Here is a 24,819-nt window from a genome sequence, read left to right on the forward strand (position 1 = left end):
TTTTATAAATCTGTTCTAATAAGGATAATTGGTGCCTAAAAGTTCCTGAATATTGCTAATGTAAATCAGTTCAAAGAGAATTGTACGCCATGAAATCCGCGAAGTACTTTGAAGAGTTCAGTGGTTGGCGCGACGCGGTATCCGCGCGATAACATTTCAACTTCCAGCCTTGTATCCGGATCTACGACCGTCATATTTATAGCACATGGCCCCGGGTGGTGGCTGAGCGTATCACTTAGTACGTGAATAAACTGAGCGTCAATCTGATCCAATGTAAGATTGATCTTGATCTTCTTACACATTTTACCCATGATCTCCGGCAACAGCTGAATCTGGGTGATCTTAAACTCAAACTGGTCCTCCTGTTTCCAGCGGTTTTGTACTTTACCCTTTATATAAAGAAACTGGCCCACCTGCAGATAATTTTTGAACCTGATATAATCCTCGCCTCCCAGCAGCATTTCAAGTGAACCCTTGTAATCCTCCACTTTAAAAATCATAAAATAACTGCCATTCTTCGACATTCTTTCCTGCGCGCTGGTAACAATTCCCGCCACGCTGATCTCCTTCCCAAAATACTTCGGCGACCGCTCTCCTTCCGCAATCTCCATTACTTTGTCGACCGTGCAATTGCAAAAGTTATCCAGTTCAACCCTGAATGTATCCAGCGGGTGACCAGAAATGTAAAAGCCGACTACCTCCTGCTCATACCGCAACTTTGCCAGATCGTCCCAGGCGGCAACATCTGCCGCCTTCGGTCTTGCAAGCGTAGAGCTGCCGTCGCCTAATATGCCGAACAAAGAAGCTTGTGCAGATGATTTTTCTGCGTGATAATTGTTCGCGTAACGGATAAGCTTTTCAATGAATGTACCGTTTTCGCCAGTCTCAACAGCGAAGTAATGCGCCCGGTGATAATCTTCAAAACAGTCGAACCCGCCCGCATAGGCCAGACTTTCAATCGTCTTCTTATTGACAGTCCTTAAATTGACTCGCGTGATAAAATCATATATATCGGCAAATGGGCCACCTGCTGCTCTTTCCTCTATGATCGACTCCACAGCTGCATCGCCGCTGCCTTTTACACCGGCCAGACCAAACCGGATTTCACCCCGGCTGTTCACGTTAAACTGCCTGTCAGATTCATTGATATCCGGACCCAGAACAGTTATACCCAATGCTTTACATTCCTCCATGAAGAATGTAATTTTATCAATGTTACCCAGTGAGCTCGTCAAAACCGCCGCCATATATTCAGCTGGATAATGCGCTTTCAGGTAAGCTGTCTGGTATGCGACGAATGCATAACAGGTTGAGTGTGACTTGTTAAAAGCATAAGAAGCGAATGCTTCCCAGTCAGTCCAGATCTTTTCGAGTTTTTTGGAATCAAGTCCGCGCTCGGTACCGCCTTTCATGAAGTCGCCTTTCAGCTTGTTCAGCGTCTCGATCTGCTTCTTTCCCATTGCTTTACGCAAGGTATCCGCCTGGCCTTTTGTAAATCCTGCCAGCTTCTGTGAAAGAAGCATTACCTGCTCCTGGTAAACGGTAATACCGTAAGTGTCAGACAAATACTCTTCCAGTTCCGGCAAATCGTACGTGATTTCCTCCTGGCCGTTTTTACGGCGGATAAAGTTCGGGATGTACGCGATCGGACCCGGGCGGTACAATGCATTCATGGCGATCAAGTGCTCAAAACGATCGGGAATGAGGTCGCGCATGTGCTTCTTCATCCCGTCCGATTCAAACTGGAAGATCGCATTCGTTTCTCCCCTTTGAAACAGTTCAAAAACTTTCGGATCGTCGAGCGGCACGTCGTCGATCACAATATCGACATTATGGTTTTGCTTGATAAGCCGGAGCGCTTCCTTAATGATGGTCAGGTTTCGCAACCCCAGGAAGTCCATTTTAATAACTCCTGCGTCCTCAATGATCTTCCCCTGATACTGGGTAATCAGAAAATCAGAATCTTTGGAGGTACTTACCGGTATAATCTCCGTCAGATCACTCGGTGCAATGATGATACCCGCTGCGTGAATGCCCGTATTTCTTACGGTACCTTCCAGCCTTCTCGCCTCCTGCAACACACTGGCCTGCAAATCCTTGCCCAATGCGATCTGCCGCATTTTCTTCACATTATCCAATTCCTCCGGTGCGATTCCTTCCTTTTTCAAGAGGCTCCCTTCCCCTTCCAGCGGCGCTGTGAAGATCCGGTTGAGCGTCATATTATAGGTAGGCTTGTCGGGTACCAGCTTGGCGAGTGCATTCGCCTCTGCAAGCGGCAGGTCCATTACCCTGGCTACATCTTTAATGGCTGATTTTGCCGCCATTGTACCGTAAGTCACAATCTGCGCTACCTGGTTGTAACCATATTTTTTAACTACATAATCAATCACTTTCTGCCGGCCTTCATCATCGAAGTCCGTATCAATATCAGGGAGTGAAATACGGTCAGGATTAAGGAAACGCTCAAAAAGCAGATCGTACTTGATCGGGTCAATATTGGTGATCCCCGTTGCGTAGGCCACCACGGAACCGGCTGCCGAACCACGGCCCGGACCGATAAACACACCCATTTTCCGACCCGCATCTATAAAATCAGCCACAATCAGGAAGTAACCGGGAAAACCCATGTTACGGATTGTATTCAACTCAAAGTTGATCCGCTCCTCAATTTCAGGGGTAATTGTGCCGTACTTAAACTTCGCACCTTCAAAAGTGAGGTGTTTCAGGTACTCCCACTGATTGAGCACATCTGCCGTCAGCTCCTTTTTACCAACCATTTCCGACAAAGTATGTGTCTTAAACTCGTCGGGGATCGGGAAGTTGGGGAGTAAAATATCTTTTCTGAGATCAAGTGTTTTGATCTTGTCAACAATCTCATTCGTATTGTCCAGCGACTCGGGTAAGTCGTTGAACAGCTGCATCATTTCGCTGGTCTTCTTGAAATAGAACTGATCATTATAGAATGCAAAGCGGGAACCCTTCGGAATACCCTTTTCGTCATCAAAATCCTTTGCAGATGGGGTACTTTGCTTGTCGCCGGTGTTGATACACAGAAGAATATCGTGTGCATTCCAGTCGTCGCGATCCACATAATGAGAATCGTTGGAGCAGATTACTTTAACGTTGTATTTTTTGGCAAACCTTAAAAGAACCTCATTGACAATGTATTGATCGCGGATCTCGTGACGCTGCAACTCGATATAAAAATCGTCACCGAACAAATCCAGCCACCATTTGAATTCTTTCTCGGCAGCTTCCTCTCCTTGCCTGATAATGGTTTTAGGAATAATCGCTCCAATGCAGCAGGTAGTGGCGATCAAACCTTTGTGATATTGAACGATCAGGCTTTTGTCAATACGGGGATATTTACCGTACATCCCTTCAATAAAGCCCAGGGAGCACATTTTGACCAGATTTTTATACCCGATTTCGTCTTTCGCAAGTAAAAGCTGGTGGTGACGTACATCCTTTTTGTCTTTGGTAAATTGTCGCACGTGCCTGTCTTCCACCACATAGAATTCACATCCTACGACCGGCTTGATACCCTGCTTATTTCCTTCTGCCACAAACTCGAAAACGCCGAACATATTGCCGTGGTCGGTAATCGCGACGGCGGGCATATTGTCTTCTTTGGCCTTTTTGAACAGTTTTTTAATGTCAGCCGCCCCGTCGAGAAGTGAAAATTGGGTATGGCAGTGTAAATGGGAAAATTGCATTTGTAACGGGTTGAATAATGGAACTGGCTTCGAAGGAACTTAACGTATCAGATCAATGCGTTGCGGGCTGTTCATACAATACATAATTCATATAGTCTGCAAAAGGTTTAAGGAGTTGGATACCTTTTACAATCGTTTTCCCAAAATCCCTGGAAGCCACTTCTTTATCGGTAAACCGATGTACAAAAAAAAGCTGCTTACGTTTCAGCAGTTCAATTTCGGGATGGTCTTTCGGGTAACCTTTGGGCGTTGTCTTCAAGGTATCACCGTGGATTTCGGGGAAAAATGTGCGGAATTCCTTTTCCTCAATGATCGCTTTCAACTCTTCTGCATTATAATCCACTTCCTGCCTGAACCGCGCGAGCTGCTCGGGAGTGGTCTCCCACATTCCTCCGCCGAGGAAAGTCTGATCGCCAGGCTGGATCTGTATGTAGTAGTCAACCTTACCCGAACTTTTCCCACCAGGCCCAATGCCCGCAGCCAGGTTATTCTTGTAAGGCGCCTTGTTTTTTGAAAAACGAATATCCCGGTTGATGCGCAGCAGACATTCTTTTACCTGCAAATTTCCAAGATCCTGAAACTTTCCTACCTCACTGATCAGGTAACCCACGAGCTTTTCCATATCCGCTTTGGCCTCGTCATACCGCCCTCTGTTTTCCTGAAACCATTCCCTGTTGTTGTTTTCGGCTAATTGACTGAGAAAGTGAAGTGTTGCGGATTCCATTCTTATTTGGTGACTGTATATTATCTGTTTTTACTACGATTTCTGATCCAATTTAACGAATTTTGGTGAACGGGGAATAGGATCATCTATTTAACACTCAACTTTTGAATGGTATGAATGTTCAATTTTTGTTAAAAGAAAAAACGATGAAGACCTCAGTTGTAATTCCCATGAATGAGTGGAAAAAGATCCAAAACAGGCTTAAACCCCGAAGTTCAGACTTTTGGGAAACCTTGCCCGAACATGTTAGGGAAAGTATTGGAAGAGGACAAAAACAGGCAGCTGCGGAACAGGTGACATCGAACGAAGAGGTAATGCAGAAATATGCAAAATACCTATGAGTTTACCCGTTGTATGGACTTTTGAAGCTGAAACCGGCTTTGCTGAAATCATAGGGTATCTGGAAGATCAATGGACTGAACGAGAAGTTAAAAACTTTATCCATCGTGTAAAAAAGATAGTCAAACATATAGCAGCTTTTCCTCAAATGTTTGAAGCTTCACCATCAAGTCCCAGAGTGAGAAAAGCTGTTCTCTCAAAACAACAATCCCTTTTCTATCAAATTGAAGAAGACCGCATTGTGCTGTTATCTTTCTGGGATAATCGCAGAGAACCAAAGGTCGATGAATAACTAAGTAATACTATTAAAACTGCAAATGGCCAGAATTCTCACAGGCATTCAAAGTAGCGGGAGACCGCATTTAGGTAATATTCTTGGAGCAATTGCTCCGGCGATCGAACTCTCGAAAGATCCCAAAAACGAATCTTTTTTCTTCATCGCGGACCTGCATTCACTCACTTCCCTCAAAAATGGTGCGGAGCGGACGAACTTCGTAAGAGCTATTGCGGCAACCTGGCTCGCCTTCGGTTTCGACTACAAAAAGAATGTGTTCTGGCGCCAGTCACGCGTGCAGGAGCATACCGAGCTCGCGTGGTATCTAAACTGCTTCACGCCTTTTCCTATGCTGGCAAATGCAACGTCATTCAAAGAGAAATCTGAAAAGCTGGCCGACGTGAATGCGGGCTTGTTCACTTACCCGGTTTTACAGGCTGCGGATATTTTGCTCTACAATGCAAACATTATCCCGGTGGGCAAAGACCAGAAGCAGCATCTTGAAATGACGAAAGATATTGCAACCCGCTTCAACCAGCTTGCGGGAGAAGATATCCTGGTACTGCCCGAGCCGCAGATTGACGAACGCATTATGACAATCCCGGGTGTGGACGGACAAAAGATGAGCAAGTCCTATCATAATTACATCGATATCTTCCTGTCCGAGAACGAGCTGAAAAAGGTCGTCAAAAAGATCATTTCTGATTCTACCCCGCTGGAAGAGCCCAAGGATCCTGACAATGATATTACATATAAATTATACAGCCTGATTGCCACCGACAGCGAAGTAGAGGCAATGCGGCAGAATTACATAAATGGCGGCTACGGTTACGGCCACGCCAAGCAGGCGCTGTTTGAATGCATGCTTGAAAAGTTTGCTGAGCCAAGACGCATTTTCAACTATTATATGGAAAACAATCAGGAGCTGGAAGCAATTCTGACAGAGGGCGAAGCAAAAGCGCGTGTGATTGCCCAGGACACTATTTCGAAAGTACGTAAAGTGTTAGGATTCAGCTCATGACCGACGCCTTGGACATGCTCATTCGTGCTGACCAGGATTTATTTCTTTGGCTAAACGGGCTGCATACGCCCTGGCTCGACTCGATCATGTACTGGATCACCTACAAATACACCTGGATCCCGATGTACGTGGTCCTGATTGCATTCACATTGGCGGGGGACCGCAAGAGGGGTTTTGCTGCATTGATCACTGTGATACTGGCCGTCATCCTCGCAGACCAAATTACCTCCGGCTTTATGAAACCTTACTTCATACGCTTCCGCCCGTGTCACGAACCAACACTCCGCGGAATGGTGCATGAAGTTGCAGGCTGTGGTGGTTTGTATGGTTTTGCATCTTCCCACGCTTCAACGAGCTTTGCTGTCGCAATTACCTGGTTTACCTTTTTAAAAGGCAAAGTCAAATACCCGGGATTACTGTTCCTTTGGGCTGTAACCTACTCGTATAGCAGGATTTACGTTGGCGTACACTATCCTACCGACATCTTTGTGGGCGCATTGGTCGGGTTGCTGACGGGGTACTGCTGCATTCAGCTGCACTACATTTTTTTGAAGAGATACTATCTTAATTAATTGATTTTGTTTAATTTTGCGCAAATTTTAGTCTGTCCATGGGTTCTTTCAATACAGTAAAAATATTCTCGGGAAGTCAGTCAGAGTATTTGGCCAAAGACATTGCCAGATATTATGGCAAGGAGCTCGGCGGGTATAATTTACGGAAGTTTGCAGACGGTGAATTGTCGCCCAGCTTCGAAGAATCCATCAGGGGCTGCGACGTTTTTTTAATCCAGTCTACTTTCCCGCCGGCCGATAACCTGATGGAGCTACTCCTGATGGTAGACGCCGCCCGACGCGCTTCTGCTCACTACGTTACGGTCGTTATTCCATATTTCGGCTACGCAAGGCAGGATCGCAAGGATAAACCCCGCGTTGCCATTGCTGCGAAAGTGGTGGCAAATCTGCTTACTTCTGTCGGTGTGGACCGTTTGATGACGATCGATCTGCACGCCGGACAAATCCAGGGATTTTTTGACTTACCTGTTGATCACCTGGAAGGAACTTCGATTTTTGTTCCTTATATCAAATCATTGAACCTTAAAAATCTGCTGATTGCATCGCCTGATATGGGTGGAGCTGCACGTGCACGGAATTTCGCGAAGTTCCTGAATGTGGATATGATCCTTTGCGATAAGCACCGGAAGCGGGCAAATGAAATTGCCAGCATGCAGGTGATCGGAGATGTAGAAGGAATGGATGTAGTGCTTGTGGATGACCTGATCGATACAGGCGGCACACTTTGCAAAGCGGCTGAACTGATCCTTGATAAAGGCGCTAGCTCGGTAAGAGCAATCAGTACACACGCTATTATGTCAGGCAAAGCGCACGAAAACATTGCCAACTCTGTTTTGGAAGAGTTGATTATTACAGACACGATCCCTCTTAAACAGCAGAGCGACAAAATTCGCGTTCTGTCAGTGGCTGAAATCTTCGCAAAAGCGATTGGAAGGATCAGAGATCATGAATCTATTAGTTCATTATTTATAAATCATCAGTAAATTTTATTTTTTTTAACTTTAATAATAAATATTCTTATGAAAAAGCATGAGATTGTAGGGTTTAAAAGAGCGAATCTCGGCAAGACGGAAGCCCAGGAACTACGTTCACAAGGTTATGTTCCGTCTGTGCTGTACGGTGGACAAGAGCAGGTACATTTCTATGCGCCGGCTATGTTGTTCCGTGAATTGCTTTTCACACCGGATATTTTCAATGTAACTCTTAATATTGAGGGTACTACATACAACGCGATTCTTCAGGAAAAGCAGTTTCACCCGGTTAACGATTCTTTGATCCACGCGGATTTTTTACAGATCGTTGATGGTAAGGAAATAAAAGTTGAAGTTCCTGTTAAATTGACAGGTACATCCACCGGAGTAATGAAAGGTGGAAAAATGAACCAAAAATTGCGTAAATTGCGCGTACAAGGTCTGGCTGATAATATTCCTGACTATGTAGATGTTGATGTAACTGAGCTTGATTTAGGAAAATCTGTAAAGGTTGGTGCAGTTAAAGCTGAAAATTTTGTTATATTGACAGCCGCAAGCAACCCGATCGCCTCAGTAGAGATACCACGTGCGCTTCGCGGTACGCTTACCAAGTAAGTATTTTATTTTTCATGGCTAATAGATGCAAACGTGCCGACCATTGGTCGGCATTTTTGTTTATAGCCATTCTGAAATCTGCTGAACCAATACTTCATTGATACGCACGTAACTCTCATGTGTCCAGCCACCTATATGCGGCGTGAGCACTACTTTATCCGAATTTTTCAAATAGTCGAATGTCCTTTTCTGCTCCTCGGTCAGCTTACCGATCTTTTCATTTTCAAGAACATCCAGGCAAGCGCCTCTTATCTTCCCGCTTTCCAGCCCTTTAACCACTGCATCCAGCTTTACGATCTCTCCCCGCGACAGGTTAAGTAAATAGATTGGCTTAGCACATCCGGCAATAAAATCATCATTAATCAAATATCTTGTAACATTAGTTAATGGAATGTGCAGACTGATTACATCTGCCTTGGCCATTATCTCCTCCATCGTTGACTCGGTAGCGAAATCGTCACCGTAATTATCCCGGTATTTATCATAGGCAAGTACCTCGCAGCCAAAGCCGCTCAGCCTTTTTGCGGTAGCAGATCCATTATTTCCGTAGCCAATAATGCCCACGGTTTTATTCATCAACTCAATTCCCCTGTTACCTTCCCTGTCCCAGATACCCCGACGAACTTCCCTGTCTGCTTTCAGAATATTGTTAAACAGCGCCAGCAGCATTCCCAGGGCCTGCTCTGCAACTGCGTCGCGGTTTCCCTTGCCCGCGTGAAAGAGAGTGATATGCATTCTTTTAACAACGTCGAGGTCGATCAGATCAAGCCCTGCTCCCGCCCTGGCTATGAAACGGAGCCTTTCTGCATTGATTAGCAACTCTTCGTCAAGGAAAGTCTTACTACGGATAAACAAGCCTTCGTAGCCAGGCAATGCAGCTTTGATATCTTCCCGGCGGAATTCCGGGTGGTAGTCATACTCCCAGCCTCGCTCGTCAAGCATATTGAAAAGTGAGGGATGCATGGAGTCGGCAATGAGGATTTTCATGGGAGCACAGGATTTTTTGTAACTTGCCTGTTTAAGGCGCTGGCAAAAATAATAGAGAATTGGTCAGCAGAATAGATTCAACCGCATTTTACCTACATGAGCGATCAACACGTTGATAAACCCGTAATCGGAATAACAATCGGGGATTATAACGGCATTGGGCCGGAAGTGATCCTTAAAGCATTAGAAGGAAACCAGTTAGCCAAATTGTGCACGCCTATTATCTATGGTTCCCTGAAAGTACTGAACCAGTACAGAAATCTGCTGGACATGAAAGAATGGTCGCTCCACGGGATACAAAAAGCAGATCAGGCCAACCATAAACTGACTAATGTGATTACCTGCTGGCAGGACAACCAAACAGAAGTGCAACCTGGGAAAGTTACCGCCGAGGCTGGCCAAGGCTCACTGGCTGCATTAACACGGGCGGTGGAGGACCTGAAAGAAGGTAAAATCCAGGCACTGGTTACCGGACCTATTAATAAAGACAATATTCAGAGCGAGCATTTTCATTTCCCGGGCCACACCGAATTCCTGGCGCAAGCTTTTGAAAAGGAAGAAGCATTGATGTTTATGGTCGCCGGGGAATTGCGTGTGGGCGTACTAACGGGACATATTCCGCTTGAAAAAGTGAAATCACAGATTACGCCGGAGAAACTATCCGCCAAAATCGAGCAGATCCTTCAATCTTTAAAAGGTGATTTTGGTATAAAAAAACCACGTGTGGCGGTGCTTGGACTGAACCCGCATGCCGGCGAAAACGGATTGCTGGGCACTGAGGAGCAGGATGTTATCCAGCCCGTGATCAAGAACTTTAAGGAAAAAGGAAACATCGTAGTGGGACCGTTCCCGGCAGATGGTTTCTTTGCAGCAGGCACTTACAAACAGTACGACGCAGTTCTGGCGATGTACCACGATCAGGGCTTGATCCCATTCAAAACACTTGCATTCAACGAGGGTGTCAACTTCACGGCTGGCCTTTCTGCTGTGCGGACTTCGCCTGACCATGGAACTGCCTATAACATTGCCGGCAAAAACATCGCTGAACCGGGTTCTCTGCTGCAGGCGATCTACCTGGCGTGCGACGTTTCCCGTTTCCACATCTTTAATAAGGAAATGGACAGGAATGCATTGATCTCCAAACCACAACAATCAGAAAGTCAGCACCCGGCAAAATCAGGCGGGAAGCAGAGGTTTAATTAGGAGTGGCTAGTTGTTGGCTGTTAGCTGTTGGCTGTTAGCCGTTAGCTTTTAGCCGCTGGCTTTCGGCTGATTTTTTTAGATATTTTAACCAGATCCTCAGAGGGATTGCAAAACATACAGAAATGCTAAAATCTATGACCGGGTACGGTGTATCCAACATCGAGTCCGATTCAATCAATGTTACCGTTGAGATCAAGACCCTTAATTCAAAATTCCTGGATATCTATTGCCGCATTCCGAGAAACTACTCTGAAAAGGAAATTGAGATCCGTAACCTGATCACGCAATCTCTTGAAAGAGGTAAGGTGGAGTTTACACTTACCGTACAGCCTGTGGGCAAGGCGGTAGCGTCCACTTCTGTGAACCGGCCGCTGGTTAGTGCTTACTATCAGGATTTGCTCGCCTCGGCTTCCGAGCTGGGCTTTTCGCCAGACCACACCGAGCTTTTCCGCATTACCATGCAAATGCCCAATGCATATAACAACGAAACCGTAGACGAGTCGAGCCGGGAAAATGATTGGGCGCAGATCAAGGTGGCGGTTTTAAATGCCTTGCACAAATGCACCGTTTTCAGGGAGCAGGAAGGTAAAATGACTGCTGATAAGTTTACTGATTATATCAAAAACCTCGAAACGCTGCTCGCCGGAGTAACAGAACAAGACAAACAGCGGATCCCCAATGTGCGGGAGCGGCTTGAAAAACAAGTTCGCGAGCTCTTGTCAGACGACAATTTCGATACTAACCGTTTTGAGCAGGAATTGATTTATTACGTAGAAAAATTCGATATCTCGGAAGAAAAAATACGTCTTGCAAATCACCTTACCTACTTTATCGAAACGATGAACGCCCACGAGAGCAATGGGAAAAAGCTCAACTTCATCGCCCAGGAAATCGGCCGCGAGATCAATACGATCGGCTCAAAAGCGAACGATGTGGCGATCCAGCATCTGGTAGTTCAAATGAAGGATGAGCTCGAAAAGATCAAGGAACAGACAATGAATATTATTTGATAAAATGGCGGGAACCAGGCTTCCTCTCTCGTTCTATCAATCGTACGATACCCGCACGCTTGCGCAAAAGCTGCTGGGCTGCGAGCTTGTACACGAAAGCGCAGAAGGCACTACCAGCGGGATCATCGTAGAAACGGAGGCTTACCTCAGCGATGATCCCGCCTGCCACGCATATAACCGCAGAACTTCCCGGACCGAGCCGATGTACCAACCGGCTGGCACCATTTATGTGTACCTCATTTACGGGATGTATCAATGCTTTAATGTAGTCAGCAATGACGCCGGCATCGGCGAAGCGGTACTTATCCGCGCGCTGGAACCCAGGCAGGGCGTCGACCTGATGCAGCAGCGCCGGCAGGAGATTCGTGGCAAAGCGGGAATCACATTCAAAACGAAGCCAGTAAGTCTCAAAGAGCTCTGCCGCGGCCCTGGCAAGCTCGTGAAAGCCATGGGAATTGATCGTGCTCTGCATAACAATCTTACGCTGGATTATGAGACGATCTATATCATTGCTGCTGATAACGAAGAACTTTCGGTTGTGACTACTACCCGAATCGGAATCAATGTAGGTGCGGAACTTCCACTCCGCTATTATCTTCGCGACAACAGTTTTGTAAGTAAACCCTAAGTTATATTCAAATAAAAATCAGTAAAGGTCAATTCCGCCAAACATTTCATCCGGCTTTTTGCGATTGATTTTTTATATTTGACATATAAATCCCCGAATGCCCAACGAATACCATGAATGATCATTCACTATTTCCGGCTGATTTCGGAGCTCGCCGGCATGGTATCCAGACTTATGAATGATTTTTTCAGGTACTTTCTGCTACTTCTCTTTGCCGGTTTGCTCTCTGCGAACCAATGCACCCGAAACGCCAATATCAGTGCGATAGAAGGCAGCTTACCTTCCCGCAGAAGTGATTTTTCAGAAGATACTGCCCTGATCCGGCAATACTACGCATTTGGAGCCTCCTACATTTTCCTTGACGCTGACAGGTCTATGCTTTATGCAAAGCATGTTTTACGCCTCTCGCAAAAACACAACTGGGATGAAGGAAGGATACTGGCCTACAACCTTTTAAGTACCTATTACCTGCTCGACGGGAATTACGATGTGCTACGCGAGCTTTCCAATGAAACAATGGCGCTGTCAAAGGAGCTCAACATGCCCCTTTATACTGCCTATGCCAAACGCTTTCTGGCCGAAAGCTATTCCGAATACCGGCAGTGGGATTCGGCGCAGGTGAATTATAACCAGGCTATCAAGATATTCGCCAGTCTGGGAGCTGATAGTGCGCGGGCCATGACGATCGAGAACCTGGGAAACTGCTACCGCGACAAGCTGATGTACAATGAAGCAATGCAGGAATACCGGCGCGCTTACCAGATTTATGACAGCCTTGATTCAGACTGGGGACGTGCCTCCATTCTTCAAAACAAAGGCTATACGAAAGTGCGGCAGAAGGAACTTGGCGCCGCAGTGAAATATTTCAAGGAAAGTCTCAGGCTTTCGCAGAAGATCAATAACCGGTACGGGGAACTGAACACCCTTAATGATCTGAGTAATACCTATTTCCACCAGAATGAATTTGACAAAGCAGTTGAAACGGGGTTGAAAGCGCTTGAATATTCCAAATCTTACCACTCTTCCCAACAAACGAACTGGGCGCTGATCACGCTTTCGAGGGCGTATAAAGCAAAGAATATGCCGGGAGAGGCATTGGAGTACAACGAGCAGGTCAACCACAACCGACGGATGGTGCACGATGAAACGGTAAGAAGGCAGTACACCATGTACCAGTTGATGTACGAAAATGAGGCAATGGGATCAGAAATCCAGCAAAGTACGATCAACGAACAGCAGACCATACAGCGCATTTTGCTCGGCATTACGATTGCGATTGTGGCACTGGCTGCCTTTCTCTGGCTGAATAACAAAAAGTTGCGGCGAAAAAATGCGGAAATTGAAGCAGCGCTGATTCAAGGCCAGACTATCGAAAGAAAGCGTGTTGCGGCTGAGCTACACGATCATCTTGGCGGTACGCTTGCTTCATTAAACTGGTATATGTACGGCATTGACAAGAAAATGCTGTCTCCCGAAGAGCAGAAAATCTATGACAGTGTACATCAGATGGTAGGCTCGGCTTACCGCGAAGTGAGAAGTCTTTCACACAATTTAATGCCCGCCGAACTCGAAGAGCATGGGCTGATCAAAGCGCTGGACCGGCTGATTGCCAAGTTGAATGAGAACAAGAATATCGATTTTCAGTTTAACCTGACAGGATTGGAAAATCGCCTCAACAGCCGCGTTGAATTTGAATTATACAGCATTGTACTCGAACTCACGAACAACATCATCAAACACGCTGGCGCGACTCAGGCGACGATCAATCTCACTGAAAACCTGAAAACGATTTCGCTCGAAGTAAAAGACAATGGAAGCGGGATCATCGAACCGGGCCGCCAGGGTACCGGATTGCGCAATGTAAAAAGCCGCGTAGAGAGTATTCACGGTAAAATCCGGATCAATACAAACGAAGAGCGCGGGACCAGCGTGGAAATTGAAATACCCAAAACATTCAACCGTTAATTGAAGTAACCCACTCTCCTGCCCGGTTGAGCAGGAAAACAAATGCATTATGAATATCCCTGAAAAGGTCGCAGAATTTACAACAGCAATAAGAACCAGTCTGGAAAACGAGCGTTTCAGCAAACTATCCCTGGGCAACTACAAAGGTCCGGATGAAACGCTCAAAAACATCTACGTAAAGCGGGTGCTCGTAAAGCGCGAGGAAAAGCTGAGCTTTACTTACCGGCACAAAACACGCGACATTACCCGCAATTACCCCATTGAAGAAGGAGTGGATATCCTGTCGCGCCTGATCGGCAGCGAATTCTATGTGGCTACCTTGCAAACCATTGATTCCGACCTACAATTTGAAATAACCAAAAATCAGCAGGCGGTTTTAAGAAAAAAGGAAGTGACGGACCGGGAAGCGCCCTCGCTTACTCACGACAAAAACAAAAAGAGACTGATCTCAGCAGGCCGGAAGCCTTACTTACAACAGCTCGGCATCACCGACGAGCAAGGGAATGTGTTGAAGAATGCGCAGGACAAATACCGCCAGATCAACCATTACATTGAATTGCTTTCCGGGTTGATCAGCGAAGTACCTGATCGGGATACGTTGAAAGTAGCAGATATGGGATCAGGAAAGGGCTATCTCACATTTGCGCTGTATGATTACCTGCAAAACGTACTGAAACGGAAAGCAGAAGTGACCGGCGTAGAGTTCAGGAATGACCTCGTAGCACTTTGTAACGATATAGCTCAGCACGCCGGATTTGAAAAGCTGCATTTTACCGAAGGCACGATCGAGCAATTTGACAGCACCGGAACCGACATTCTCATTGCGCTGCATGCCTGCGATACTGCCACGGACGATGCGATCTGGAAGGGAATCTCCGCAGGAGCAAGCCTGATCGTGGTTGCGCCCTGCTGCCACAAGCAGATCCGCCGGGAAATTGAAAAGCACAAGGCCAGTAACGATGTCCAGTTTCTTACCCGGTATGGTATTTTTCTGGAACGTCAGGCAGAGATGGTGACGGACGGAATACGGGCTTTGGTTATGGAATATTTTGGCTACAAAACGAAAGTATTCGAGTTCGTTTCTGATGTGCATACACCTAAGAACGTGATGGTTGTAGGCGTCAAAGATCCAGCCGGCAAAACCGACCGCCATGCTACCCTTCAAAAAATAAAAGCTGCCAAAGAATACTTCGGAATTGGCTACCACCATCTGGAAAGAATAGCCGGTATCGAAGGATAAAATGCCCTTTTTTGAGCTTCTGTGCCTATATTGCGACTTTTTGTTAAACCTGATTAACTCAATATGTGGAATAAAATAGCGACTTACATCATCCGGTACCGGCTTATGTGGGTTGCCCTGGTGCTGGTATCTACGGTCTTTATGGCTTACGAGGCCAGTAAAATTGAACTCTCCTACAACTTTGCAAGAATCCTCCCTTCCAACGATCCCGTTGAAAAAGAATACCAGGATTTCAGAAAATTATTCGGAGAAGATGGCAGCGTGATGGTAATCGGCTGGCAGGATTCCGAGCTTTTTAACATCGATAAATTCCGCGACTGGTATAAGCTCTCCGAAGAAATAAAGGCCTCGGAAGGTATCAAAAACGTACTTTCTCTTGCCAATGTTTACAAAATAGTCCGTAATGACAGTCTTACCCGGTTCGACTTCGCGCCGGTAATCAGACAAATGCCCAACACCCAGGCAGAGGCAGACAGTCTTAAAAAGGAGATTGCCAACCTGCCGATTTACGAGGGACTTGTCATCAACAGCAAAACCAATGCTACGCTCATCGTAGTGACCTTCAACGACAAGGAACTCAACTCAAAACGCCGCCTCACGATTGTTGACGACATCGAGCAAATGGCGGAGACTTTTGCCCAAAAATACAACACCGACCTCCATTATTCGGGAATGCCCTACATCAGGACGGTTAACATGAAAAAGATTTCCGGTGAAATGGAGCTTTTCATGGGACTCGCTGTATTTGTGACACTATTGATCCTGTGGGCTTTTTTCAGGTCGTTACGACTTACACTTTTATCTATTGTAGTGGTGTTGATCGGCGTGGTATTCTCTGTTGGTATCCTGCATTTATTCAATTACAAAATTACCGCGCTCACTGGCCTTATACCGCCATTGCTGATCGTGATCGGTGTGCCTAACTGTGTGTTTTTGATCAACAAATACCAGTCTGAGTTGCTTTCTCACAATAACAAAGACGAAGCTTTAATGCAGATGATACGCCAGATCGGACTTTCTACATTCCTGGCGAATATGACCACTGCAATCGGTTTTGGTGTTTTTTACTTCACAAACAGTATACTACTTGTTGAATTCGGGGTTGTTGCCGCGATCAGTGTCATGGTTACTTACGTGCTTTGTCTGCTCCTGTTGCCGATTACGCTGCATTATATGAGTGTTCCGAAAGCGCGCCACCTGAAACATCTGGAAGGTAAATGGGCCAATGGATTTCTTACCAAGGTGAATTATCTGGTTCATTACCGCAGGAAGGAAATTTACATTGCGATGGTGATCATGATAATCGTGTCGGCATTTGGTATGACCAAGATCAAAAGCATCGGGTATGTAGTCGATGACTTGCCGAAAAAGGATATTGTTTACACAGACCTTCGCTTTTTTGAGAAAAATTTCAATGGGGTACTTCCCTTTGAAGTGATGATCAACACAAAGCAGCCGAATGGCGTTTTTGCGGATCAGGCTGAGGCGCTCTATAAGATAAAAGCCTTTCAAAACGAAATGGCCAAGTTTCCCGAATTCTCAAAGCCGGTATCTATCGTTGAAGCTTCCAAATTCCTTTACCAGGCTTACCGCGGAGGCGATTCAAAATACTACGCGTTGCCGGGTGTACTTGAACTGAACAAAGTATCCAACTATATTCAGGGACAACAAGGCGCTGCAAAGCAATTGAATTCATTTCTGAATGAAGACAAAAGTGTAACCCGTGTAAGCTTTCAAATGGCAGATGTGGGCTCGGAGCGCATTAAAGAACTGATGCAGCAGATTCGCCCGAAGGTTGACTCCATTTTCAGTCCTGCCAAATACAAAGTGAGCCTTACCGGTCACAGCCTCGTTTTCCTGAAAAGCAATGATTACCTGCTCAGCAATCTTTACGAAAGTCTGCTCATCGCCATTGTACTCATCGCGATCGTGGGAATGGTGCTTTTCAGGTCTATCCCGATCATTCTGTTATCCAAGTTGCCCTGCCTGATTCCCCTAGCGCTTACCGCAGGTATTATGGGGTATTTTGATATTTATTTCAAACCGACTACGATCCTTATTTTCAGTATCACGTTTGGTATCGCCTCCGATGGGACTGTTTACTTCCTGACCAGATACCGGGAGGAACTTTACAAGAATGGGTTAACGCCGACAAAAGCAGTGACGCGCTCCATTTTCGGAACAGGATTGAGTATGATCTATACCGCGATTATTCTATTCTGCGGTTTCTCGATCTTCTCGGCGTCCAGTTTCGGAGGTACGGCAGCAATGGGTGTGATGGTGTCGATTACGCTGCTGGTAGCCATGTGTACTAACCTGATATTGCTTCCTGCATTGCTGTTGTCGATTGCGAAAAGGCAGGGGAAAGATGTAAAGCCAACTTGAAATACCTGATTCAATACATAACTCCTGTTATTTCATGAAAAAACCTTTAATGCTCGGTCTCACATTGCTGACCGGTCTGAGCCAGCATGCATATGCGCAAAGTGACTATCAGACCGACTCAATCTTTATCCGCAAAATCTTCAATACCGCGCTTAGCGAAGGTAAATCCTACGAGTGGCTCAGGCAGCTGACCCAGGATGTCGGGCCGCGGCTCAGCGGCTCGGAAGGTGCTGCGAAGGCGGTTGTTTATACAAAGTCTGTGATGGAAGCGGAGCAATTGGACAATGTGTTCCAGCAAAATGTAATGGTACCTCACTGGGTACGCGGCGCAAAGGAAAAGGCCCAGATCATTAATGGGAAACAAAAGACCGACATTCCGGTTGCCGCACTGGGTGGTTCCGTAGCTACTCCGAAAGGCGGCATCAAGGGCAATGTGATCGAGGTAAAATCATTCCAGGAACTGCGCGAGTTAGGTGCGGATAAGGTTAAAGGCAAGATCGTGTTCTTCAACCGGCCTATGGATCCCACTAAGCTGAATACGTTTGAAGCCTACGCCGGTGCGGTAGAACAGCGCGGTTCAGGGGCAAGTGAAGCAGCCAAGCTTGGCGCGATTGGGGCAATTGTAAGGTCAATGACCACCCGGCTTGACGATTTTCCGCACACAGGAAGTATGCGTTACGCAAGCGGTGCCCCCATTGTACCCGCCGCGGCCATTTCTACCAATGCAGCCGAGCTTCTCAGCAAGACATTGAAAGCTAACCCGCAAACGCAGATATACTTCGAGCAGAGCTGCGAAACACTGCCCGACGCGCCTTCGCACAATGTGATTGGTGAACTTAAAGGTAAATCAGGTAAATATATCGTGGTTGGCGGCCACCTTGATTCCTGGGATTTCGCGCAGGGCGCCCACGATGATGGTTCCGGATGCGTGCAGTCCATTGAAGCGGTACGCCTGCTGAAAGCCTTGGGTTACCAGCCCAACAACACGCTCCGCGCTGTGATGTTCATGAATGAAGAAAATGGATTGAAAGGCGGCATCACCTATGCAGATTCAGCGAAGTCTGCCAAAGAGGTGCACATAGCTGCCATCGAGTCGGATCGCGGCGGGTTTACACCGTTAGGTTTTGGCATTGTAGGTACTGCTGCTCAGAAAAGCAGGATTCAAAGCTGGCAGAAGCTTTTTGCTGCATACGGTATTCATGAGCTCGGACCGGGTGGCGGCGGCGCCGATATTGGTCCCCTGGCACAGCAGGGTACCTTACTACTAGGCCTTATCCCCGACTCGCAACGCTACTTTGATTATCATCACGCATCGAGCGACAAATTTGAAACTGTCAGCAAGCGCGAACTGGAACTCGGAGGTGCCGCAATGGCAGCGATGATGTACCTGATCGACAAATACGGAGTAGAATAAAAGGCTTTTCAAAGCCCGCTTTTCAGGCGGGCTTTGAAGGCATTATCTTTTCGAAGCTCTGGTCCATCCATTCCTCGGGAATGTCGTCGAGCGCCTCTTTTAACTTGTCTGCCCATATTTCCGAAATCGCCAGCATATCCTTCTGCTCATAACGGTGCTCGACAATCTGAAAGCTGTCTTTCTTATACAACACCACATCAATCGGAAAATCGACGTCATTGTTGCTCACGCGCGTTGAGTCAAAGGAGAGGAAACCAGCTTTGAGCGCCTGCTTCATGGTAGATTCCTGATTAAGAACCCTGTTCAGGATCGCTTTCCCTTGTCCGGAATTCCCGATGATCACGTAAGGCGAACCTTCATCCAGCTCCACCCAGTTTCCTTCGGAGTAAAGCAGAAAAAGCTTGTGTTCCGCATCGTCGCGCAGCTGTCCGCCCACGATCGTATTCAGGTTGAACTTGAATCCCGACCTTTCCAGGTTGGCTCTGTCTTCCTCCGCTACCCGCTTGATCTGCTCGCCGAATGCATTCACGGCCTTGTAAAGCTTGTTGTATACAACGCCTTCGTTGATCAGTTCTTCAAAATAATGCACCGCTTTATCACGCACAGATCTTAGTCCGCTGGTCATGATGAACATCGAATAGTTATCGTGCTGGGTAACATACATTTTCTTTTTCACTGTTGTATTGGTTCCGGCTGTAATGCGGGTATCGGCCAATGCTACCAGTCCTTCTTTAACTTTTATTCCTAAGCAGTAAGTCATTTTTTTCTTTTTAATAACGGGCATAAAGCTGTTTGTCAATGTTGAAACGCGGCCCGGTAAATCTTTAATCTGGCATCAAAAGTACCAAATTGCATGGTGACCAAACGAGAAAAAAGGCTTTTTCACGTTTTTTTTGAAAATTGGCCACCCATAAACCGGAACAAAGCCCATTGAAAAAACTGTACTATGCCCCATAAAATCGAAACCGCACATCTGTTTCCTATATTAGACCAAAAGCTGATTGAGCTGCTGAAATCCCTTTCCGCAGAAGAATGGAACAAGCCTACCGTCGCCAAACACTGGTGCGTGAAAGACGTAGCTGCACATTTGCTTGACGGCAACCTTCGGGTAATATCCCATATGCGCGACGGGTACCTCAGTCCGCCGGACCGGAAAATTAGCTCCTACGCAGACCTTGTTGCTTACTTAAACCAGTTTAATGAAGACTGGATAAAAGCTTCGCAGCGTTTGAGTTACGAGGTCATCACTGAGCTCCTGGAAAGTACGGGAAAACAATATTCAGCGATCATGCAAGCCCAGGACCCCGATGTGGACGCTATATTCTCAGTAGCCTGGGCTGGCGAGCAAACCTCCAAAAACTGGTTTCACATTGCGCGTGAGTACACCGAAAAGTGGCACCACCAGCAACAAATCAGGGAAGCTACCGGTCGGCCTGGTATTCTTACCAAACCACTTTTTCTTCCATTTATAAAAACACTGCTGCGCGGCTTACCGCACACTTACCGGAACACAGAAGCTGCAATTGGAACCAGTATTAAGATTACGATTGTACTGGAAGAATCATTTTCATGGTACCTGCTGAAATCAAACAGCTGGGAACTAACCAATAAGGAAACAGAAAACGAAAGTGCCGGTATCATTATCCCCGCTGAAATCGCCTGGAAGCTTTTTACCAAAGCGTTGTCCCCGGCAGAAGCAAGAAGTGCCGTTACGCTCACAGGCAACGAGCAGCTGGCAGCCGTCGCATTGAACCTGATTGCGATCATGGGCTAATGTTGCAAAACTTAACGTCAGGAAATTTAACGCTGTTAGAACATTGACTAATTGATCCAAAATGGCATTCAGCCAGTATATTGATCATGAAACTTTTGACAATCATCTTAACTGCGCTGCTGCTATTTGCAGGATGTCGTGAGAAAAACAACCTGTCTGCTGCGGATAAAACGGGCATGCGCTACCTCGCATTAGGAGATTCTTACACAATCGGAGAAAGCGTGGATGAAAGTGAACGGTGGCCTGTATTGTTTGCGAAAGCAATGCGAACGGCCGGGAAGCCCGTACAAGCACCTTATATCGTTGCGCAAACGGGTTGGACAACCGGAGACCTGCTGCTGGGTTTACAGAACTACAATCCAACTGAAAAGTACGACCTTGTTTCACTTTTGATCGGCGTCAATAATCAGTACCAGGGCAGAAGTCTGGAAGAATATCGTCAACAGTTCCGCACCCTGCTGCTCCGCAGTATCGACTATGCCAACGGCGACACAGGCAACGTATTTGTGCTCTTGACCCCGGACTGGGGAGTAACGCGTTATGGGGAGGGAAGGCGGGACGAGATCGCCCGGGAGATCGATGAATTTAACGCAGTCGCAAAAGAGGAATGCGATAAAGAGCAGGTGCTGTTTATAGATATCACTCCCCTTTCACGACGCGCATTGCAGGATCCGACTATGATTGCCCGTGATCAGCTGCACTTTTCGGGCAAGATGTATCAGATGTGGGTAGATGAAGTATTAAAGAATGTAAAATCCAGGTTCTGACGCCTACTCTTCGTCTGTGATAATAAATTCAAGTCTCGCAGGATTGATACTGATTTCGATATCGGATGGATTTTCAACCTTGATCCGTTCATCGTCAATGTGCAGGTCTTTGCATTCACACACAATCCTGACCTGCTTCGCCCGGATTGTTTTGAAAGTAAAATCCTGCTCAATACCGTCAATCTGGTGCCGCAGGAAATTCTCGAACTTGCGCCTGTTTGACGCGGAGATCAGCACCACTTCCAGCATTCCATCGCCTGGATCGGCCTCAGGCGCAAGAACCAGGTTCGGACCGATAGACCTGATATTCATTACCTCTACCATGATATAATCACCGGAGTACTCTTTTCCATCCGCAAAAATCTGGCAACTTTTGGCTTCGTAGGTCTGAACAATTTCCAACAAAACCCGACGTGCCGCATTCAGCTTGTCCTCGGCAGTCTCGCCAATTTCGTCTTCAAGCTTGTCCATGATTTTCATCAGGCGCGGAAAGATCCCTATCCCAAAGGCTTCAAGAAAGAATTTGTCGGTATCAAGCCCTACAACCCTCCCGATATCGAAAGGTTTGAGGTGATAATGGTGCCATTTCTTAATAATATCTTTTGCTTTGCCATCAATACCCAGCGCACAAGCCACATTGTTAGCGGTTCCGTGCGGAAGGAGCGCAATGGGATAATGCCTGTCGAGCAGCGTGCGCTTTATTAATACTTTGGCAATCCTGCGGACAGTTCCGTCACCGCCAGCTATGATCAGAAAATCAGAATCCTCATCAAACGCCTCCCAGCCATTCTCTTTGACAGAAGAATAAGCACAATCAAACCCCTCCTTTTTGATCAGTTTTGTTAACTCTTCTTTGCTAAAATCACTATCCCCGGCGGTCGGGTTGTGCAAAAGGTGGGCTTTTTTCATAAGCAGTATGTAGTGATAATGCTATTTCATAAAAAACATACCAGGCATAATTTTATTGATGTACAACCAAAAACGAGATTGTATATGAAAATTCTGGTAACAAACGACGATGGAATATACAGCCCCGGCATTGCTTCACTGGCAAAAATCGCGGCGAGGTTTGGGGAAGTCAAAATCGTGGCACCCGATGTGGAACAATCTTCAATGGGCCACGCGATAACTGCTTCACGGCCACTTTCCTATAAGAAATCCCCGATAGACTTCGGTGGCATTGACGCATACCGCGTGAATGGAACCCCAGCCGACTGCGTGGCTTTGGGCCAGCATTTGTGGGACAAACCCGATGTAGTTCTTTCAGGCATTAACCTCGGCCCCAACCTGGGTAATGCAATGTGGCATTCAGGTACACTCGCTGCTGCCAAACAGGCGGTATTGTTCGGTATCAAGGGAATTGCGCTGAGCACACCTACCGAAGTAGAGCCCGATTTTGACGCGCTTGATCCGTTCGTAGAGAAGGCGCTGGACCTGCTTTTCAAGAATCCGCATTTAAACCTCGTGAATGTAAACTTCCCTCCTCAGCCAAAGGGGGTAAGGTGGACGAGACAGTCGGTGCGGCTATATGATAACAACATTGTCCCGGCCCTCGATCCGATGGGGCGGAAGCATTACTGGTTTACGGTAGTGCCGCTTGAAGCCGCTGAGGAAGGGACAGACAGGTGGGCAGTTGAAAATGGATTCGTATCCATTACTCCCCTCCGCCTTGACCTTACCAACGAAGCAGAGCTCATCAAAGCACAGCTTGCTTATCCGATTACCTGATATATTTAACCTGGATTTAATTGAATAATGACCCGGTCCCGCCCATTCGGCGGGACTCTTTTTTTGAACTCTTTACCATAGTCGTAAGGGGTAGAATGGCCAAAATACAGTCTTATCCGAAACAGTTGTATTTTTAACCATCCCTGAATCCAAGAATCTGTACCTATTATGGAACAACCTAAAATTGGCAATTACCGCTGGGTTATATGTGCGCTCCTCTTCTTTGCAACCACAATCAATTATATAGACAGACAGATTCTCGGACTATTAAAACCAACGCTTGAAACTGAGTTTAACTGGACTGAAAGTGATTATGCCAATATCGTAATGGTCTTCGCGGGCTGTTATGCACTGGGCTACATTGTTTTCGGGAATATTATCGATAAGATCGGCTCCAAGCTTGGCTACGCAGTTTCGATCGTGATATGGAGCATTGCGGCGATTGCACACGCTTTTGTAAGAAGTACTTTCGGTTTTGGCGCAGTTCGTGCATTGCTTGGACTGGGTGAGTCGGGTAACTTTCCGGCTGCTGTTAAAGCGACAGCTGAGTGGTTCCCGAAACGAGAACGAGCGCTTGCGACCGGCATTTTCAACTCCGGAACAAGTATTGGCGCGGTAGCTGCTCCCATTCTGGTACCCTGGCTTTTAGGAGCTTACGGCTGGCAGGAGGCATTTTTGATCACCGGTGCGCTGGGTTTCATCTGGCTTATATTCTGGTGGCTTTTCTACGAAATTCCTTCAAGGCACAAGAAGATCACGCCGGAAGAATACGCATTCATTCACAGCGACAACGAAGCTGGTGACGGCGAAGGAAAAAAGCCGATCCACTGGACCAAATTGCTGCAATTACGCCAATCGTGGGTTTTCATTGTAGGTAAATTCCTGACCGATCCGATCTGGTGGTTCTTCCTTTTCTGGCTTCCCTCCTACTTTGCAACCACATTCGCGCTCGACCTTAAAAAGCCGAGCCTGCACCTCGCGATCGTTTACACTGCGACTACATTTGGTAGCATAGGCGGCGGTTATCTGTCTTCTTATCTGATCAAAAAAGGCTGGGCTCCGCTACGTGCCCGGAAAATCACATTGCTTGTGGTAGCATTTGCAGTGTTGCCTATCATACTTGCGCAATTTGCCAGCAATGTCTGGATCGTAGTCGGGATCATCAGTATTGCTACTGCGGCTCACCAGGCGTGGAGTGCGAATATTTTCACGATCGTTTCCGATATTTTTCCAAAACGGGCAGTGAGCTCGGTGGTAGGTATCGGCGGAATGGCGGGATCCCTTGGATCCACATTTTTCCCGCTGGTAGTGGGTGCGCTGCTGGACTATTACAAAGCCGCCGGCAACATCGGCGCGGGTTACAATATCCTGTTTATCATATGCGGACTCGCCTATATCATAGCGTGGGTAATCATACATTTTTTAACAAAAAACATGAAACCGGTTGAAGAAGCGTTAAAAGATTAACATTGTTCAGCAATTCATA

Annotated in this window: 22 protein-coding genes; 17 read left to right on the forward strand and 5 right to left on the reverse strand. The window is 46.7% G+C overall.

Annotated elements, in window-relative coordinates; translation table 11 throughout:
• Window positions 1-65 precede the first annotated feature (65 nt).
• Window positions 66-3,716: a DNA polymerase III subunit alpha gene (gene dnaE / locus ASG33_RS19520; RefSeq protein ID WP_056289293.1), complete on the reverse strand. Its 3,651-nt coding sequence runs from the start codon at window positions 3,714-3,716 to the stop codon at window positions 66-68.
• A gap of 52 nt (window positions 3,717-3,768) precedes the next feature.
• Entirely contained in the window at window positions 3,769-4,440 is a 672-nt protein-coding gene (locus ASG33_RS19525) for a DUF2461 domain-containing protein (protein ID WP_056289295.1), read from the reverse strand.
• A gap of 113 nt (window positions 4,441-4,553) precedes the next feature.
• Here ASG33_RS19525 and ASG33_RS19530 point away from each other — a divergent pair, with 113 nt between their 5' ends.
• From ASG33_RS19530 to ASG33_RS19555, 6 genes are read left to right on the forward strand one after another with little or no spacing between them, the layout of a single operon-like run.
• Complete coding sequence (locus ASG33_RS19530) at window positions 4,554-4,781, forward strand: hypothetical protein (RefSeq protein WP_056289298.1); 228 nt, start codon at window positions 4,554-4,556, stop codon at window positions 4,779-4,781.
• Entirely contained in the window at window positions 4,778-5,071 is a 294-nt protein-coding gene (locus tag ASG33_RS19535) for a type II toxin-antitoxin system RelE/ParE family toxin (RefSeq protein WP_056289301.1), read from the forward strand. The genes ASG33_RS19530 and ASG33_RS19535 overlap by 4 nt, the downstream gene beginning before the upstream one ends.
• A gap of 25 nt (window positions 5,072-5,096) precedes the next feature.
• On the forward strand, window positions 5,097-6,074 hold the full coding sequence (gene trpS, locus ASG33_RS19540) for a tryptophan--tRNA ligase (protein ID WP_056289303.1): 978 nt from the start codon (window positions 5,097-5,099) through the stop codon (window positions 6,072-6,074).
• Window positions 6,071-6,646, forward strand: a complete 576-nt coding sequence (locus ASG33_RS19545) for a phosphatase PAP2 family protein (RefSeq protein ID WP_056289307.1) — start codon at window positions 6,071-6,073, stop codon at window positions 6,644-6,646. The genes trpS and ASG33_RS19545 overlap by 4 nt, the downstream gene beginning before the upstream one ends.
• A gap of 38 nt (window positions 6,647-6,684) precedes the next feature.
• Window positions 6,685-7,629 (forward strand): ribose-phosphate pyrophosphokinase, encoded by a 945-nt coding sequence (locus ASG33_RS19550; protein WP_056289311.1) that lies wholly within the window; start codon window positions 6,685-6,687, stop codon window positions 7,627-7,629.
• Window positions 7,630-7,665: 36 nt separating this feature from the next.
• On the forward strand, window positions 7,666-8,232 hold the full coding sequence (locus ASG33_RS19555) for a 50S ribosomal protein L25/general stress protein Ctc (protein WP_056289314.1): 567 nt from the start codon (window positions 7,666-7,668) through the stop codon (window positions 8,230-8,232).
• Between the two features lie 60 nt (window positions 8,233-8,292).
• Here ASG33_RS19555 and ASG33_RS19560 read toward each other — a convergent pair whose 3' ends face one another.
• The gene (locus tag ASG33_RS19560; protein WP_056289317.1) at window positions 8,293-9,219 is read right to left on the reverse strand and encodes a 2-hydroxyacid dehydrogenase; all 927 of its coding nucleotides are present in this window, start codon (window positions 9,217-9,219) and stop codon (window positions 8,293-8,295) included.
• A gap of 96 nt (window positions 9,220-9,315) precedes the next feature.
• Between ASG33_RS19560 and pdxA the strand changes: the two genes are divergently transcribed.
• From pdxA to ASG33_RS19595, 7 genes are all read left to right on the forward strand, one after another.
• The gene (gene pdxA / locus ASG33_RS19565) at window positions 9,316-10,422 is read left to right on the forward strand and encodes a 4-hydroxythreonine-4-phosphate dehydrogenase PdxA (protein ID WP_056289319.1); all 1,107 of its coding nucleotides are present in this window, start codon (window positions 9,316-9,318) and stop codon (window positions 10,420-10,422) included.
• A gap of 122 nt (window positions 10,423-10,544) precedes the next feature.
• Window positions 10,545-11,432 (forward strand): YicC/YloC family endoribonuclease, encoded by an 888-nt coding sequence (locus ASG33_RS19570; protein ID WP_056289324.1) that lies wholly within the window; start codon window positions 10,545-10,547, stop codon window positions 11,430-11,432.
• Window positions 11,433-11,436: 4 nt separating this feature from the next.
• A complete protein-coding gene (locus tag ASG33_RS19575; RefSeq protein WP_056289327.1) occupies window positions 11,437-12,060 on the forward strand; it encodes a DNA-3-methyladenine glycosylase in 624 nt (207 codons plus the stop codon).
• A 117-nt stretch (window positions 12,061-12,177) separates the two neighbouring features.
• Complete coding sequence (locus ASG33_RS19580) at window positions 12,178-14,025, forward strand: sensor histidine kinase (protein WP_229238748.1); 1,848 nt, start codon at window positions 12,178-12,180, stop codon at window positions 14,023-14,025.
• Between the two features lie 49 nt (window positions 14,026-14,074).
• A complete protein-coding gene (locus tag ASG33_RS19585) occupies window positions 14,075-15,265 on the forward strand; it encodes an SAM-dependent methyltransferase (protein WP_056289329.1) in 1,191 nt (396 codons plus the stop codon).
• A gap of 63 nt (window positions 15,266-15,328) precedes the next feature.
• Window positions 15,329-17,650 carry an RND family transporter gene (locus ASG33_RS19590; protein WP_056289332.1) on the forward strand — a complete coding sequence of 774 codons (2,322 nt, stop codon included), beginning with the start codon at window positions 15,329-15,331 and terminating at the stop codon, window positions 17,648-17,650.
• A 34-nt stretch (window positions 17,651-17,684) separates the two neighbouring features.
• On the forward strand, window positions 17,685-19,064 hold the full coding sequence (locus ASG33_RS19595) for a M28 family peptidase (protein WP_056289334.1): 1,380 nt from the start codon (window positions 17,685-17,687) through the stop codon (window positions 19,062-19,064).
• 22 nt (window positions 19,065-19,086) lie between these two features.
• Here ASG33_RS19595 and ASG33_RS19600 read toward each other — a convergent pair whose 3' ends face one another.
• Window positions 19,087-19,824 (reverse strand): peptidase, encoded by a 738-nt coding sequence (locus ASG33_RS19600; protein ID WP_056290510.1) that lies wholly within the window; start codon window positions 19,822-19,824, stop codon window positions 19,087-19,089.
• A gap of 186 nt (window positions 19,825-20,010) precedes the next feature.
• On the opposite strand from ASG33_RS19600, the gene ASG33_RS19605 reads away from it, so the two are divergent.
• Window positions 20,011-20,838, forward strand: a complete 828-nt coding sequence (locus ASG33_RS19605; RefSeq protein ID WP_056289337.1) for a maleylpyruvate isomerase N-terminal domain-containing protein — start codon at window positions 20,011-20,013, stop codon at window positions 20,836-20,838.
• 86 nt (window positions 20,839-20,924) lie between these two features.
• Window positions 20,925-21,605: an SGNH/GDSL hydrolase family protein gene (locus ASG33_RS19610; protein ID WP_082489328.1), complete on the forward strand. Its 681-nt coding sequence runs from the start codon at window positions 20,925-20,927 to the stop codon at window positions 21,603-21,605.
• Window positions 21,606-21,608: 3 nt separating this feature from the next.
• Here ASG33_RS19610 and ASG33_RS19615 read toward each other — a convergent pair whose 3' ends face one another.
• Complete coding sequence (locus ASG33_RS19615) at window positions 21,609-22,514, reverse strand: diacylglycerol kinase family protein (protein WP_056289342.1); 906 nt, start codon at window positions 22,512-22,514, stop codon at window positions 21,609-21,611.
• A gap of 84 nt (window positions 22,515-22,598) precedes the next feature.
• On the opposite strand from ASG33_RS19615, the gene surE reads away from it, so the two are divergent.
• Window positions 22,599-23,333 (forward strand): 5'/3'-nucleotidase SurE, encoded by a 735-nt coding sequence (gene surE / locus ASG33_RS19620; protein ID WP_056289344.1) that lies wholly within the window; start codon window positions 22,599-22,601, stop codon window positions 23,331-23,333.
• A 168-nt stretch (window positions 23,334-23,501) separates the two neighbouring features.
• Entirely contained in the window at window positions 23,502-24,800 is a 1,299-nt protein-coding gene (locus ASG33_RS19625; protein WP_056289346.1) for an MFS transporter, read from the forward strand.
• The last annotated feature ends 19 nt before the right edge of the window (window positions 24,801-24,819 follow it).

Source organism: Dyadobacter sp. Leaf189 (assembly GCF_001424405.1).
GTDB lineage: Bacteria > Bacteroidota > Bacteroidia > Cytophagales > Spirosomataceae > Dyadobacter.

Bases quoted from the DNA above. Each gene is read 5' to 3' on its own strand.
- surE (WP_056289344.1), top strand. From the start codon at position 22,599: ATGAAAATTCTGGTAACAAACGACGATGGAATATACAGCCCCGGCATT.
- ASG33_RS19570 (WP_056289324.1), top strand. From the start codon at position 10,545: ATGCTAAAATCTATGACCGGGTACGGTGTATCCAACATCGAGTCCGAT.
- ASG33_RS19595 (WP_056289334.1), top strand. From the start codon at position 17,685: ATGAAAAAACCTTTAATGCTCGGTCTCACATTGCTGACCGGTCTGAGC.
- ASG33_RS19600 (WP_056290510.1), bottom strand. From the start codon at position 19,824: ATGACTTACTGCTTAGGAATAAAAGTTAAAGAAGGACTGGTAGCATTG.
- ASG33_RS19555 (WP_056289314.1), top strand. From the start codon at position 7,666: ATGAAAAAGCATGAGATTGTAGGGTTTAAAAGAGCGAATCTCGGCAAG.
- ASG33_RS19615 (WP_056289342.1), bottom strand. From the start codon at position 22,514: ATGAAAAAAGCCCACCTTTTGCACAACCCGACCGCCGGGGATAGTGAT.
- ASG33_RS19580 (WP_229238748.1), top strand. From the start codon at position 12,178: ATGATCATTCACTATTTCCGGCTGATTTCGGAGCTCGCCGGCATGGTA.
- pdxA (WP_056289319.1), top strand. From the start codon at position 9,316: ATGAGCGATCAACACGTTGATAAACCCGTAATCGGAATAACAATCGGG.
- ASG33_RS19625 (WP_056289346.1), top strand. From the start codon at position 23,502: ATGGAACAACCTAAAATTGGCAATTACCGCTGGGTTATATGTGCGCTC.
- ASG33_RS19530 (WP_056289298.1), top strand. From the start codon at position 4,554: ATGAATGTTCAATTTTTGTTAAAAGAAAAAACGATGAAGACCTCAGTT.
- ASG33_RS19550 (WP_056289311.1), top strand. From the start codon at position 6,685: ATGGGTTCTTTCAATACAGTAAAAATATTCTCGGGAAGTCAGTCAGAG.
- ASG33_RS19585 (WP_056289329.1), top strand. From the start codon at position 14,075: ATGAATATCCCTGAAAAGGTCGCAGAATTTACAACAGCAATAAGAACC.
- ASG33_RS19575 (WP_056289327.1), top strand. From the start codon at position 11,437: ATGGCGGGAACCAGGCTTCCTCTCTCGTTCTATCAATCGTACGATACC.
- ASG33_RS19605 (WP_056289337.1), top strand. From the start codon at position 20,011: ATGCCCCATAAAATCGAAACCGCACATCTGTTTCCTATATTAGACCAA.
- dnaE (WP_056289293.1), bottom strand. From the start codon at position 3,716: ATGCAATTTTCCCATTTACACTGCCATACCCAATTTTCACTTCTCGAC.
- trpS (WP_056289303.1), top strand. From the start codon at position 5,097: ATGGCCAGAATTCTCACAGGCATTCAAAGTAGCGGGAGACCGCATTTA.
- ASG33_RS19525 (WP_056289295.1), bottom strand. From the start codon at position 4,440: ATGGAATCCGCAACACTTCACTTTCTCAGTCAATTAGCCGAAAACAAC.
- ASG33_RS19545 (WP_056289307.1), top strand. From the start codon at position 6,071: ATGACCGACGCCTTGGACATGCTCATTCGTGCTGACCAGGATTTATTT.
- ASG33_RS19535 (WP_056289301.1), top strand. From the start codon at position 4,778: ATGAGTTTACCCGTTGTATGGACTTTTGAAGCTGAAACCGGCTTTGCT.
- ASG33_RS19560 (WP_056289317.1), bottom strand. From the start codon at position 9,219: ATGAAAATCCTCATTGCCGACTCCATGCATCCCTCACTTTTCAATATG.
- ASG33_RS19590 (WP_056289332.1), top strand. From the start codon at position 15,329: ATGTGGAATAAAATAGCGACTTACATCATCCGGTACCGGCTTATGTGG.
- ASG33_RS19610 (WP_082489328.1), top strand. From the start codon at position 20,925: ATGAAACTTTTGACAATCATCTTAACTGCGCTGCTGCTATTTGCAGGA.